Here is a 14,469-nt window from a genome sequence, read left to right as displayed (position 1 = left end):
AATAGCTATACAATGAAGTCAAGGAAAAGAAAAAGTAGAATAAAAAAATAAAATGAACTTCTAAAACTCTAATCTAAAAACAGCATTTGGAGTAAAGCCTAATGAAAAAGTTTCTTCGTTTTCAAGGGTGTTATTAGAGCCATCATTTGCAATAAAAAAACGTTTTTGTAATTTATTTCTTCTATTGTAAAGATTTAAAAAAGAAACACCTAATTTTCCTTTCCAACGTTTCTTCTTTGAAAGATTGAACTTATACGTTGTAGAAAAATCTAAACGGTGATAATGAGATAATCGTTCACCATTAATTTTATCGATAATGAAATCTTGCGAATTATTTTCGTTTATTTCAGAAACTTGGGTAAAGGGTGTTCCTGTTCTGTAATTCCATCCTAAGGAGAAGTTAAATTGATTTATTTGATAACTATGAGACCAAAAATAACTATGTCGAATGTCGTTGTCATCAGGAAAAGAGATACCATTATTAGCAAGAGGAAATGAGAAATCTGTAGCTCCTAAACTATAACTCATCCAAGTTGTGTAATTATCAAATGTTTTTTTAAACAACATTGTAATTCCTTTAGATCTGCTTTGCCCATTTTGTATAATATCAGAATCAGAAGTCACTGTTCTAGAGAGAGAAGATAAACCATCTACATCTTTATAATACATATTAAGATCGAATAACCAACCATTGTTTTTAAACACGAGACCAGCAGAAATTTGATCGGCTTTTAAAATAGGAATTTCCTCTTTGTTTGAAAGACTCCAGACCTTATTTTCTAAACCAAAATCACTTGTAGAAAATTCTATTAATTGACTAATATTTTGATATTTCTTTTCATAAGAAATATTAAACCAAACGTTATCCGTTAGTTTCGATTGAAGGAATAATCTAGGAGCAAAAGCAAATTTTTTTTCAATAGAAAAATAGCTGCTTCTAACACCTAAACTTATATTGAAATCTTTGTTTTTTTTAAATTGATATTCAGAAAATACTGAAAATGTATTGTTTATGTTATTTTCTTCAGTTTTATAATCATTGTCAGGAAAGAGAGAATAAGTTCTTCCAAGTGTAAAACTTACTCTGTTTCTAAAGTACTCTAAACCAAAACTTAGTTGATGATTGTTATTTAAAGAGGTGCTTAATAAAGATTTTAAACTAAATTCTTTAATTTCATTTTTCTTTATTGAAGACTCCCTATAAGAAGTTTCAACGGTTTGCTCGCCATTAAAAATATAATCTAAATTATAATTAGAATAGTATAAAGTTGTGTTTTGCTTCAAATTATCGTTCCAAATTCTATTCCATGAACCACTAATACCAAAGTTTTTAATTGAAAGATTATCGTTTTGAATGAAGCTTTCATCTTCATTACCAAAACGATAATCTAATTTGTTATTAACATATAATTGACTTAAAGTGACTTTATCTTTTTCTCCTAAATTAACAAGTAATTTCATATGAAAGTCATTAAAAAAAAAAGTATTGTCTTTATCAAAGAAATTTTCAGTATCATTAAGTTGATTATTAGCAATAATAGTATTTTGAAAAACACGATCAGACGTTCTTTGAAATGTAATACTATTAAAAGCGTCAGTTAAAGATCTTCTACCAGCAACATGAATAGCGGTATTTTTACTCAATGGAAATTTTAAAAAAGCGTCGGCGTGAGTTAAGTTTGTTCCGAATCCACCCGAAATTATAGAATCTATTTTAGAGTCAGTTTCTATATCAATAACTCCCGCAATATGATTTCCAAATTTTGCATTTACACCACTGGTTTGAATATTTACTTTGTCAATAATATAAGGATTGAAAGCGGAAATCATTCCAAAAAAATGTGCTGGATTATATATTCGAATTCCATCAAAAAGTACAAGGTTGTGGTCTGGAGTTCCGCCTCTGATGTGTAATCCAGAAGTAGTTTCGTTTGGACTTTGAATATCTGGTAATAACTGTAAACTCTGAAGTACATCTGGTTCCGTTAAACCAGGTAAAATTCCTCTTTTTTGAGGAGAAATTTCTATAGTTCCATTGTTGCTTTTTGTAATTCCATCTGTTAAATAACTTGTAATGAGGATTTCATTTAATTGCGAAGAATACTCTTCAATAGTATAGTGCCTGCATTCAGTATTTTTTTGTTGAGGTATAATTGCTCTTTTAGATTGATATCCTAATAAAGAAATAACTAAAGTATCAGTTTTTCGATGCCCAGATAACTCAAAATATCCTTTTTCATTAGTAACAGTTCCTATAGAATTATCTGCTAAGTAAACTTCTGCTCCAAAAATAGGTTGATTAGAATAAGTGTCTTTAACGTACCCGCAAATGAATGAACTATTATCTTTCTCTAAAATAAGTACATATCTATTAGAAACTTTTTTGAAAATTAAATTAGTTTGCTTCTCAAGTTTAACAAGTAACTCTTTAAATGAAAGTTGTAACAGTTTTGTATTAACTTTTTTATTTTTAATTATATCATCTGCATAAGAGAATTTAACATTATGTTTTTTCTCTAAGCTTATTAAAATATTTTTTAGGTAGTAATTGTCTCCATCTTTTTGAGAAAAAAGGAGATTCGAAATAAAAATAAAAGCAAGAAAAATATACCTTTTTTTAAGCGTCATTAATGTTTAACGAGTAAAATGGTGCTTTTATTTGTAAACTCAAATTTAATTTTTAATGGGGTAAAAACAGTTTCTAAAGCTATTTTTAAATCTTCATGAGTAAATGCACCAGTGTAAAGATAGTTTAAATTTATATCTTCTGCTGCGTTTATCTCTACATTATATTGATCAGTAATCGCTTTTATAACGTATTTTAAAGGTACACTATTAAATGAGCTCTCACCATTTTCCCAACTAGGATTTTTCTCTTTAAATTCCCATTCTTCAGTTGTATCTTTTGTAATTCTAAATGCTTTTCCCTTAGTTAGAAATACATCTTTTTCATTTACGCTTACTTTTACTTTTCCTTCGTAACAATTTACTTGTAAAAGATCATTCTCAATATTTACATTAAATTGAGTTCCTAAAACAGTTACTTTACCTAAATCAGTTTCAACAGTAAATGTTTTTCCTTTGTTTACTTTGAAAAAAGCTTCTCCTTTTAAGTTGATCGTTCTTGCTTTCGACCATTCATTTTCTTTAAATGAAATAGAAGACTTGGCATTTAATATTACTTCGGAATCATCAGGTAAATTAACGGCTAATTGTTCTCCGAAATTGGTGCTGTATATAGTTGCAGAATTTTTAAAATAAAAAACACTAAATAAAATTAATAGAGATGCAGCAACTACAATAGTAAGTTTAGAGTATAAAGAAACTACTTTTGGTTTTTTAGTATCTTCAATTTCTTCTTTTACTTTTGATAAAAGTTTTTGTTTATCATAAGGTGGAGCAGCTAATTTTTCTGATTTAAAAATAATCTTTTCATATAATGGGAAATCAGGATGCTTTTTAAACGCTTCTAATTCTTCAGCATTTAACTCATTATTCATCCACTTGGCTAAAAAAGTTTCATCTTTATTGATTTCCATATTTGAGTTTTTAGGATGTTTGTTTCTTAAAAACAGTTTATTAATAATTTACCCTAACTATATTACATCTATTTTTTCTCTAAGCTTTTTTAAAGCTGCAGAAATTCTTTTTTCAACTGCTTTTACAGATATTCCTAACATTTCTGCAATTTCAGAATATTTTTTCTTGTCAATTCTATTCAATAAAAAAACTTCGCGTTGTTTTTCAGATAATTCACTTATTGCATTTTGAAGTTTTACCATAAACTCTTTCTCTTCTAAAAGAAATTCTGGTGTTTCATAAGTGTATTTTTTTTCTTGAACTTTTTGATGTTTTAAAACTACTTTTTTATGAGCTACATGATTTAAAAATAAATTATTAGCTACAGTAAATAAATACGATTTAGCTTTAGTTATAAGAACTTTAGCACAGTTTTTCCAAAGTCGAACATAGCTTTCTTGCACGAAATCTTCCGCCAAATCTACATCACCACATTTATAAAACATATAATTTCTAAGACTTTCAGAATGTGTGTCGAACACTTCCTCAAAGACTTTTGGTTTACATATTGAATTTTCTTGCTCCATGTAAAGCAAACATAAAAAAAAATTAATCAAAAAAGGTAGGGTAGATTTTTAGATGGCTGTTTCTTATTCAAATCAGGCATAAATTATTAATTATTAAATGATATGAGTATGAGAAATTTTAAACAAGTGTTCAAGTTTTTATTTTTAGTAGCATTTACACTAAGTGTAGTTACAAGTTGTAGTGATGATGAAGTAATAATTCCGACAGATACTATTGTGCCAGATACGACCGATCCAACGGGTGATGGAAATCAAGGGGCAACAAGTGAAGATGGTGAAATTACTTTGTACAAAGTAAATGGTGATAAAATTAATAAAATTCAAGATTACAAAGTTACAGGTGAAGATTTAGCTTATCAAAAAGATATTGAGAAACATAATCAAATTTGGGATTTAGTTTTAAAAATTGTTCCGTTAGATCAGTTAAAAAAAGTAGGAGAATTTGTTATTTATAACGGAACTCCAACGGGGAGCGCTGGTTTTGTAGTTCAAATAAAAGAAGATTTATCGAGCTGGAAAATGGGAATCGCGATCAACTATGCTTACGAAGGAGGATTTAATAATGGAGGAGAATTAGCTTACACCATTATTCATGAATTCGGACATGTATTAACGTTAAACGATACTCAATTAGATTCAAGTCAAACAAGTTGTGCGACATACAATCCAGGTGAAGGTTGTGCAAAACCTAATGCATACATTAATGAGTTATATCAAAAGTATTGGGCAGATATTTGGAGTGCTTATGAAAAAGCAAACAATGAAGGAGAAGCAGCTTTAAATAATTTTTATGAAGCAAATAGAGATCGATTTGTAACTAATTATGCTGCTACAAATCCAGCAGAAGATATTGCTGAAGTTTTTGCTACTTATGTTACTAAAAGAGATATCGCAGCAGGAAATACAATTGCAGAAAAGAAAATGTTATTAATGAATAACAGAAGAGAAATAGTAGATTTTAGAAATCACATTCGCACGAATTTAAACCTTAGAAGTAGAGGTGGAAACAGCTTTGTTTTACCTGAGCCAGGAAAATGGAAACAAGCAAATAGAATTGGAAAATCTTGTAGACGTCATAAGCATTAAAATATCCCTCTTAGCGCCAAAACACTTGTTCAGGTTCTTTCATGTTGAATCGTTTTGGCGCATTTAAAAATTTAAAATCATGAAACAGTTATATATCGTTATAATTCTTTTGATAGTGAGTTGTTCAACAGCAAAGAATTTCCCAGAAGATAAAATTCATTACAGAAAAACAGCATGCTTAAGTAAGTGCCCTGTTTTTGATTTATATGTTTATCAAAATGGAAAAGTAATTTTCAACGGAGTCAATAATACTAAAATCAAAGGAGAAGCAGAATATCAAATTTCCACACAACAGGTGAAACTATTAAAAGGAGAATTATCTAAACTATCTTCTGTAGTTGATTCTGAAAGTAAGAAAGGAAGAGATTTACCTAAAACAATCGTTAATTTCGATAATAAGACCTTAACCTTTAAAGGAAATAAAAACTTAATTGTATTTAATAATCTACTAAAGCAGCTAGATCTTTTACATTAGGCTACTACTTTAGTTGTATTGGTTCTTAAAATCACCTTTTTTCGAAGGTGATTTTTTTATGTGTTAGATAAAAATGAACTGATTTAAAAGTTTTTTTAAATTAATTTTTGAGTATTGTAACGATTAAAAATTCAATATTCTTTTGCTTTGTTTATTTTTTTTGTATTTTTGATAAACAAAAAGATTGATATAAGAAAAAATAATTAAGATATTATTTAAATCAATCAAAAAATATATGTATATGTCAAAGATATGTATACATTTGTTGCCCCAAGTTTCTTAATTTATGATTGTTGTATTTTTTCTGAAAGATTTCTTGAATAATTACGACCAAAATTTGGAAACGATCAATTTGATCAAGCTATAGTAGTTTGGCGCAAACATTATAATTATTGAATAGTTATGACATTAATAGAAAAAGCATTAGAGTTTGAGAACCGAAAATTTAAATTCGTAACTACCAGCGATAGAATTTTAGCCTCTAGAGAAGCTAAAGCTCTTATTTTAGAAATAAATGAAGAGTACAAAAAAAGTAAAGATGCTGAGCTAATGGATTTAATGAAAAGGTTAACCGTTGTTAAGCAAAGAATAGAGAAAAGGCTTAAAGGGAAACCTCTAACTGCATAGTAAACAAATTTATAAGGGCTGTTATTTTAATTAACAGCCTTTTTTTTATCAAAAAATTTACGGTTAATATGAAAATTTATCGTCTTCAAAAAAAACAAAACTTACCGATAACTGTTGAGAAAGCTTGGGAATTTCTATCGGATCCAAAAAACTTAAAAGTAATTACACCCGATTACATGGGGTTTAACATTCTTTCTGGTGCAGATAGGCCAATGTATCCTGGTCAAATTATTCAGTATATCGTAACACCAGTTTTAGGAATTAAAACGAAATGGGTAACTGAGATTACTCACGTACAACATCAAGAGTATTTTGTAGATGAGCAACGTTTTGGTCCTTATTCTTTATGGCATCACAAACACTTTATCAAGGAAATAAATGGAGGAGTTGAAATGGAAGATATTATCGATTATAAAATTCCATTAGGTATTTTAGGTCAAATGGTTCATCCGTTTTTAGTAAAACCAAAACTAGAAGAGATTTTTAGCTATCGTAAAACAAAATTAATAGAGCTTTTTGGAGAATACAATGGATAAGATTTCAATTTTTTGGTTCAGAAGAGATTTAAGAATTGACGATAACAAAGGATTATTTGAAGCGCTTCAAAGTGGAAGAAAAATTCTCCCAATATTTATTTTTGATAAAAATATATTAGATAAACTTCCTAAGAAAGATGCTCGATTAGAGTTTATTCATTCTAGACTTTCATTATTACACCAAATATTTCAAGAAAAAGGAGGGAACTTATCTACTTTTTACAGTACGCCTGAAGAAGTTTTTGAAAGCCTTACTCAGAAGTTTTCTATAGAAAACGTATTTACAAATAAAGATTACGAACCGTATGCAAGAGAACGTGATCGTAATGTTGAAGCTTTTTTATTATCAAAAAATGTTGGATTTAAATCATTTAAAGATCACGTTATTTTTGAAGAGAAAGAAGTGGTTAAAGACGATGGAAATCCATACAAGGTATACACACCATATTCTAAAAAATGGTTGGCTAAATTCAAAATAGTTACTCTAAATTTCTTTCCATCTGAAGAACATTTAGATCAAATATATACTTCAGAAAGTAAAGCTATTCATTCAATGTCTGATTTAGGTTTTGAACCTTCAGGAATTGAAATTCCAGATTATGATGTGAGTCAACAAATTGTAGACGAATACGAAGCCAAACGAAATTTTCCAGCTATAAAAGGAACATCAAAGTTAGGTTTGCATTTACGATTCGGAAGTTACTCTACAAGAAAAGCAGTTCAAGAAGCTAACAAAAGTGAGAATATTACTTTTTTAAAAGAATTAATTTGGCGTGAATTTTTTATTCAAATTCTTTGGCATTATCCGCATACAGTAAAAGAATCTTTTAAACCACAATATGACAGAATAGTGTGGAGAAATAATGAAGAAGATTTTAAACTTTGGTGTGAAGGAAAAACTGGATATCCATTAGTAGATGCAGGAATGAGAGAGTTAAATGCTACTGGTTTTATGCACAACAGAGTTCGTATGCTAGTTGGAAGTTTCTTATGTAAACATTTATTGATTGATTGGAGATGGGGAGAAGCTTATTTTGCTGAAAAATTATTAGATTTTGAATTGGCTAGTAATGTAGGGAATTGGCAATGGGTTGCAGGTTGTGGTGTAGATGCGGCTCCGTATTTTAGAATTTTTAACCCAACTACTCAAATTAAAAAGTTTGATAAAGAATTGAAATATATTAAAAAGTGGGTCCCAGAATTTCAAGAGCTTACTTATGCAAAAGAAATGGTAGATCATAAGTTTGCAAGAGAACGCTGTTTAACTACATATAAAAACGCGTTAAATGCTGATTCTTAACAAGTAATTAATGATCTGTGTGTGGCTTTTTATTAAATTTAAGGAATTAACAAGTAAATTAAATTATTATGACCACACAAGAAGTTGCAAACCAATGGGCACAAATGTGCAGAGAAGGAAAGAATTTAGATTGTATTACAGAATTGTATGCAGATAATGTTGTAAGTAAAGAAATGCCAGGTGTTCCATACGGAGAAATTGTTTCAGGAAAACAGGAGGTTTTTGAAAAGAGTAAACAATGGTTAGAAAATGTAGTAGAATTTCATTCTTCTGAAATCTCTGATCCTGTTGTTGCTGATAATCATTTTACCTCAAAAATGGCTTTCGATGTTACTTTTAAAGACAGAGGAAGACAACAAATGGAAGAAGTTTGTGTCTTTGAAGTGCAAGAAGGAAAAATTACAAATGAGCAGTTTTTTTACACGATGTAATTATAAAAAGATAAAATAATAAAAAGGTATTGTATGTTTATACAATACCTTTTTTGTTAAAAAAAACTTTATTTTCTGAAAGTTGTTAATATTCTAACTATTAGTTAAATAAGTGTGTAGTTTTAATTTGTTTTCTTTCTTTTTTTATATCTTAAAAAATATATGGTAATTGGTTAATGTTTTTCCTCCTATGTCAAATATTATCTAAATAACTACAAAGTTTACATGTAGTAACTTCCGGAAAAGTATAGTAATCTCGAAAATTTACTTTTCTAAAAATTAACCTCAAGTAATTAACTCAAAAACCCTATAAAATGAAAACAATCCGAACAATTTATTTAACTGTATTATTATGCAGTATGCTTATGACTTCAAATGTCTTTTATGGACAAGAAAAAAGTAATATGTTTTATGCAACTATGCAAACCAAAGATGCTCAAGGATTAAAGATTAATCATCCAAAAGACATTAAAATAATTCATTCTTTGAATGGTTTTAGTGCTGTAATGTTAAGTCCAAACGCCGCCGAAGAACTTCATCATAAAGTGTTGGTTCATGGTCCAGGTTTTATTTACGAACCATCAAGGGAGAGTGCGATTGCAGCGATTAATCAGAGCAATAAAATAGCTTCTAGATCTTCTTTAAGTAATAATTTAATCTCTTTTGCGATAACTCAAGAAACATTGGTGCGACAGAGTTTAGATTTAGTAAATAACATAAACATAGCGAATCATATTCAAGAATTAGAAGCTTATGGAACCCGTTATCATACCACAAATAGTGCGACTCAATCTGTTTTAGATTTAAAAGCAAAATGGGAAAATATGGCTTCAGGAAGAAGTGATGTATCTGTAAGAATCGTAAATCATTCAAGTACTAATATGCCTTCAGTTGTAATGACTATTACAGGAACTGAAACACCTGATGAGTTTGTAATTATAGGAGGACATATAGATTCTACAGCTAGAGGAGATAATAATAATGCACCAGGTGCAGATGATAATGCTTCAGGAATAGCGACATTCACAGAAGCAGCAAGAGTATTGTTTGAAATGAATTTTAAACCTAAAAGAACTATAGAGTTTATGGCTTTTGCCGCAGAAGAAGTGGGGCTTAGAGGTTCTAGAGAAATTGCTGAAGATTATAGACAACGAAATGTAAATGTAGTTAGTTATATGCAATTAGATATGACAAACTATAAAGGTTCTACCAATGATATTTATATTTCTACAGATTCTTACAATGATGATAATTTGAATAATTTTTTAATTGAACTTTTAAATTTTTATAATGCATCTGGGACACATAAACTAACATACGGAACCTCACAATGTAATTATGGTTGTTCAGATCATTATAGTTGGGCTCAAGAAGGATATAATGTTGCTTTTCCTTTCGAAGCAAGTTTTAATCAAAGTAATCCTAATATTCATACATCTCGTGATACTTTTGATAGATCTCCTACGCCTAATGCTACTCACGCAGCTAAATTTGCGAAGCTAGCTTTAGAATATTTAATAGAGATTTCTAACGGTGTTAATGCTACTCCTCCGACAGATTGTGTACAAACAGTAAATTCGTTTCCATATGAAGAAGGTTTTGAAAGTTCTTTAGGATTATGGAATGATGCTACTAATGATGATTTAAATTTTACGAGGAATTCTGGAGGAACACCATCTAATAATACAGGACCAAGTGGAGCAGCTTCAGGAAGTTTTTATCTTTATGTAGAAGCCTCAGGTAATGGTACGGGATTTCCTAGTAAAAGAGCTGTTTTAAATTCTCCGTGTTTTGATTTTACTTCACTTAACACACCGCAATTGAATTTTAAATATCATATGTTAGGAAGTTCTATAGCTTCTTTAGAAGTAGAGACGAAATTAAAGAGTGAAACTACTTGGAATTCAATATTTACAAAAAGCGGAACTCAAGGAAATAATTGGGAAGCTGCTACAATAGACTTAAGTAGTTATAAAAATACAGCAGAAGTTCAGTTTCGTTTTATTATTACTACAGGCTCAGGAAGTGAAGGTTGGCAAAGTGATATTGCTATTGATGAAATTTCTATTGAAAATGGAACAACAACTCCACCACCAACTTGTCAATCTTTAAATTTTAATGATTTTACAGTTACAGCTTTTTCAAATCAAGATTCAGATGGAACATTCAATATTACAAATTCTGGTAATTCTTTAACTTTAGTAAATAATACTTGGAAATATATTTCTTACGATTATAATGTTACAGCTAATACTGTTTTAGAATTTGAATTTAGCAGTACTTCACAAGGTGAAATTCATGGAGTAGGTTTTGAAAATGATAATAATTTAAGTTCGTCGAGATACTTTAAAGTACATGGAAGTCAGAATTATGGAGTTACAAATTATGATAATTACACAAATGGAACTCAAACTTATGTAATACCTGTTGGAAGTTTTTATACAGGAACAATGGATAGGTTAGTTTTTATTAACGACAACGATTCGGGGTCTGGAAATGCATCAGTATTTAGTAATGTGAAAATTTATGAAGGTTCTTGTGATGCATCAATAGCTAGTAAAGTGGTTGCAAATTCTATTAAACCAATTATAGGAACAGATAAGGAAGGAATACTTTATTCTTTAGTTGTAAATCCAAATCCGAGTACAAATTTTTTCTACATCAATATTGAAAATAAAACGATCCAAAACGATATTAATGCTTTTATGTATGATATTACTGGAAAAGTTGTGGCAAAGATGAAGTTAAAAGGAGGAGAGAATAAAATTTCAGCAAAAAAACATCAATTAAATACAGGAGTTTATTTACTTAAAGTTGTAACTAAAGGAGAAGACCAAGTGATAAAAAAAGTAGTGATTAATTAACTGTTTAAAATTTATACAAGAATAAAAGTTAAAGAGGCTGTTATTTTTAAAATAATGAAGCCTCTTTTTTATATTTGTTTTGAAATTTATTCGGGATGTAGCTTAGTCCGGTTAAAGTGCTGGTCTGGGGGACCAGAGATCAGAGGTTCGAATCCTCTCATCCCGATTTTAATTTCCTCTTCTTCTAAATATTTAGTAATTTTCTATCCACAAATATTGAATTTTTATGCGTTTCTTAAAGTATATAGCTGTTTTCTTTGTAGGCTTTTTAGTTGCAAAGTTTTGGTACGATAAAAAAGAAGAAAAACATCAAACTGAAGAAATAAAAGTAATGGTGAATCAGATAGAAAACTTGAGTAAACTTGTTGTTTCTCAAGGAACATATTCTGAAATGTATAGCTTTTCTGATACTAAAAAATACTTTTTTGATTATGTAGAGTTTCAGAAAAAAGCAATGTTATCTGTAAATGCCAAAGTTGAAGTTGGCTACGATTTATCGAAGTTGGATATTCAGATTGATAGTTTGGCCAAACAAATAGTAATTAATAAAATTCCTGAAGAAGAAATAACCATTTCACCAGATATTAAATATTTCGACTTACAACAAAGTAAGTTCAATACTTTTTCTAAAGAAGAATTAAATAAATTAAGTGATAAAGCTACAAAAATGATTGAAGAAACTATAGAGTTTACTTCACAGAAAAAAGAAGCTAAAACACGTCTATTTCAAGAGTTATCTAAAATTTACCAGTTATCTAAAATTTATAATTGGGAAATAGTAGATAATACTAATACATTTAAAGAAATTCCGTTTTTAGATTAAGTTTTATTTTGGTAATTTCTTATTAAGTAAACCGTAAATAAAAGTTCCGATTAAACTTCCTAAAAGAACAATTATTATCGCAAAAACACCATTACCAATTAAGACGAAGATAGGAGCAGGGCATGATCCTGCTAAAGCCCAACCTAAACCAAAAATGATTCCTCCTATTAGAGTTTTTTTATATTCTTTGCTTTTATCCTTAGGTTTAATTTTGTTTCCTAAATAATCTTTAATAATTCCTTTTTTAAAAAGATACATAAAAATCATTGAAGTCGCTATGGCTGTTCCAATAATTCCATACATATGAAAAGATTGAAACTTGAACATTTCATAGATTCTATACCAAGAAACGGCTTCTGATTTAGTTAATATGATGCCAAATAAAATTCCTATTAATAAAAAACGTATGTGTTTCATGTTATCCAAATAAAAGAGGGAAGATTAACCAAATCATTATTAAACCACCAATAAAAAAACCTATAACAGCAATTAAAGAAGGTAGTTGTAAATTACTTAATCCTGTAATTGCATGACCGGAAGTGCAACCATCGGCATAACGTGTTCCAAAACCAATACAAATTCCTGCGACTAATAAAAGTAAGAATCCTTTCAAAGTGAAAATATGTTCAAAATCGAATAATTCATTAGGCATTAAGGTCTTACCAGCATTAGAAAAACCTAATTCGTTTAACTCTATAATTGTTTTTGGATTTAGATTTATTGGAGCATTTGTAGAGAAATAGTTGTTAGTTATAAAACCTCCAATAATTAAACCTACTAAAAATATTAAGGCCCAATCTCTTTCTTTCCAATCTTTTTTAAAATAGTCGGAAAATTTATCTGCTCCACTAATTGTACATAAAGTTTCTAAGTTTGATGATACACCAAAACTTTTTCCAAAGTAAAAGAATAGTAATAAAATGATAGCAATTAAAGGACCAGAAATATACCATGGCCAAGGGTCAAGTAAAAAACTCACGTTGTAATATTATTTTCTATATAATAGAGTATATTTTGAGTCGCACCTATATTATCTTCTATATATTTTTTATTGATGTTCCCCATAGTAACTCTTAGGTTAATATCTTTTTTTAAGCTAACAAAGATATTAGAAAAATCGTTAGTATTTAATATAGTTTTTGCACCGCCAAGTAGCATTAAATCTTTTGCTTCTTGAAATTTTTGATGTTTATTTCCACCAAAAACTACAGGTATACCAAAAGTTGCAGGTTCTAAAATATTATGTAAGCCAGTTGCTAGTCCTCCTCCAACATAAGCTGTGTTAGCATAAGAATATATTTTGGTAAGTAATCCAATATTATCAACAATAAGAACTTTATAATCTGAAAGATTAACATTGTTTCTTTCAGAATATAAGATTGTTTTCTCTAAGATGAGATTTCTTAATTCTTCTATTTTATTTTTATCGATATTATGCGGAGCGATAATAAATTTTTCATCTTTCTTAGCATGATTATTTATGTAGTTTACTATACACTCATCATCTTCTTTCCATGTGCTTCCTGCAACAACTGTGTAAGTATTATTTTTAAATAACTCTATAGCTTCAATAGTATTATCTTGATCTAGAATTTCAGAAACGCGATCGAACCTTGTATCACCAGAAACATTTACATTTTCTAGATTAATGTCGTTTAATAATTTTTTAGAGGATTCATTTTGAACAAAAAAGAAAGAAAAAGTATGTAAAAACTTACGCATCCATTGTCCGTAAGATTTAAAAAACAGTTGATCTTTTCTAAATATTCCAGAAACTAAAATGGTTTTAGTATTAGACTTTTTTAGTTGATTCAATAAATTAGGCCAGAATTCATATTTAACAATAATAGCTAAATCAGGATGTACTAACTCTATAAAACGTTTTACGTTTCTTCTGGTATCGAAAGGTAAGTAGCAAACAATATCTGCTAGATTATAGTTTTTTCTGATTTCATATCCTGAAGGAGAAAAGAAAGTAACTACAATTTTATGATTTGGATATTTAATTTTTAGTTTTTCAATGATGGGTCTGGCTTGCTCAAACTCACCCAAAGAAGCGGCATGAATCCAAAAAACACGATCATTAGAGGTAATTGAAGCTAGTTTTTTAAAAGTCTCTTTACGTCCATTAACAAATAGTTTTAGTTTTTTATTAAACAGACTTAAACACTGTATAATATAGTAAGCTAGATGAATGAGAATGTTGTAAAGAAAATTCATG

14 protein-coding genes and 1 tRNA gene are annotated in these 14,469 nt (G+C 29.0%); 9 read left to right on the top strand and 6 right to left on the bottom strand.

Annotated elements, in window-relative coordinates:
* Window positions 1–60: 60 nt before the first annotated feature.
* From AC2TEO_RS09015 to AC2TEO_RS09005, 3 genes are read right to left on the bottom strand one after another with little or no spacing between them, the layout of a single operon-like run.
* Window positions 61–2,628, bottom strand: a complete 2,568-nt coding sequence (locus tag AC2TEO_RS09015; RefSeq protein WP_442264501.1) for a TonB-dependent receptor — start codon at window positions 2,626–2,628, stop codon at window positions 61–63.
* A complete protein-coding gene (locus AC2TEO_RS09010; protein WP_442264500.1) occupies window positions 2,628–3,539 on the bottom strand; it encodes a FecR family protein in 912 nt (303 codons plus the stop codon). Before AC2TEO_RS09010 ends, AC2TEO_RS09015 begins: the two co-directional genes overlap by 1 nt.
* A 57-nt stretch (window positions 3,540–3,596) precedes the next feature.
* Window positions 3,597–4,106 carry an RNA polymerase sigma factor gene (locus AC2TEO_RS09005; protein ID WP_442264499.1) on the bottom strand — a complete coding sequence of 170 codons (510 nt, stop codon included), beginning with the start codon at window positions 4,104–4,106 and terminating at the stop codon, window positions 3,597–3,599.
* Window positions 4,107–4,214: 108 nt separating this feature from the next.
* On the opposite strand from AC2TEO_RS09005, the gene AC2TEO_RS09000 reads away from it, so the two are divergent.
* From AC2TEO_RS09000 to AC2TEO_RS08960, 9 genes are all read left to right on the top strand, one after another.
* Window positions 4,215–5,192 (top strand): zinc-binding metallopeptidase, encoded by a 978-nt coding sequence (locus tag AC2TEO_RS09000; protein ID WP_442264498.1) that lies wholly within the window; start codon window positions 4,215–4,217, stop codon window positions 5,190–5,192.
* Window positions 5,193–5,271: 79 nt separating this feature from the next.
* Complete coding sequence (locus AC2TEO_RS08995) at window positions 5,272–5,667, top strand: DUF6438 domain-containing protein (protein ID WP_442264497.1); 396 nt, start codon at window positions 5,272–5,274, stop codon at window positions 5,665–5,667.
* A gap of 402 nt (window positions 5,668–6,069) precedes the next feature.
* The gene (locus AC2TEO_RS08990) at window positions 6,070–6,294 is read left to right on the top strand and encodes a hypothetical protein (RefSeq protein WP_299681200.1); all 225 of its coding nucleotides are present in this window, start codon (window positions 6,070–6,072) and stop codon (window positions 6,292–6,294) included.
* Between the two features lie 68 nt (window positions 6,295–6,362).
* Window positions 6,363–6,830 carry an SRPBCC family protein gene (locus AC2TEO_RS08985; RefSeq protein WP_442264496.1) on the top strand — a complete coding sequence of 156 codons (468 nt, stop codon included), beginning with the start codon at window positions 6,363–6,365 and terminating at the stop codon, window positions 6,828–6,830.
* Complete coding sequence (locus AC2TEO_RS08980; protein ID WP_442264495.1) at window positions 6,823–8,130, top strand: cryptochrome/photolyase family protein; 1,308 nt, start codon at window positions 6,823–6,825, stop codon at window positions 8,128–8,130. Before AC2TEO_RS08985 ends, AC2TEO_RS08980 begins: the two co-directional genes overlap by 8 nt.
* A gap of 68 nt (window positions 8,131–8,198) precedes the next feature.
* Window positions 8,199–8,561, top strand: a complete 363-nt coding sequence (locus AC2TEO_RS08975; protein WP_442264494.1) for a SnoaL-like domain-containing protein — start codon at window positions 8,199–8,201, stop codon at window positions 8,559–8,561.
* Between the two features lie 314 nt (window positions 8,562–8,875).
* Window positions 8,876–11,425 carry a M20/M25/M40 family metallo-hydrolase gene (locus AC2TEO_RS08970; protein ID WP_442264493.1) on the top strand — a complete coding sequence of 850 codons (2,550 nt, stop codon included), beginning with the start codon at window positions 8,876–8,878 and terminating at the stop codon, window positions 11,423–11,425.
* A 91-nt stretch (window positions 11,426–11,516) separates the two neighbouring features.
* Window positions 11,517–11,591: transfer RNA gene (locus AC2TEO_RS08965), tRNA-Pro, on the top strand.
* Between the two features lie 60 nt (window positions 11,592–11,651).
* Complete coding sequence (locus AC2TEO_RS08960; protein WP_442264492.1) at window positions 11,652–12,248, top strand: DUF4230 domain-containing protein; 597 nt, start codon at window positions 11,652–11,654, stop codon at window positions 12,246–12,248.
* Between the two features lie 3 nt (window positions 12,249–12,251).
* Here AC2TEO_RS08960 and AC2TEO_RS08955 read toward each other — a convergent pair whose 3' ends face one another.
* The 3 genes from AC2TEO_RS08955 to AC2TEO_RS08945 are packed head-to-tail and all read right to left on the bottom strand — an operon-like array spanning window position 12,252 to window position 14,468.
* Window positions 12,252–12,665, bottom strand: a complete 414-nt coding sequence (locus AC2TEO_RS08955) for a DUF6691 family protein (RefSeq protein WP_442264491.1) — start codon at window positions 12,663–12,665, stop codon at window positions 12,252–12,254.
* Between the two features lies 1 nt (window position 12,666).
* Window positions 12,667–13,227, bottom strand: coding sequence for a YeeE/YedE family protein (locus AC2TEO_RS08950; protein WP_442264490.1), 561 nt, complete (start codon window positions 13,225–13,227; stop codon window positions 12,667–12,669).
* On the bottom strand, window positions 13,224–14,468 hold the full coding sequence (locus tag AC2TEO_RS08945; protein ID WP_442264489.1) for a 3-deoxy-D-manno-octulosonic acid transferase: 1,245 nt from the start codon (window positions 14,466–14,468) through the stop codon (window positions 13,224–13,226). The genes AC2TEO_RS08950 and AC2TEO_RS08945 overlap by 4 nt, the downstream gene beginning before the upstream one ends.
* Window position 14,469 lies beyond the last annotated feature (1 nt).

The sequence above is a fragment of the Tenacibaculum aquaeponti genome, assembly GCF_057221555.1.
This window is presented reverse-complemented; position numbering and strand designations above follow the sequence as displayed.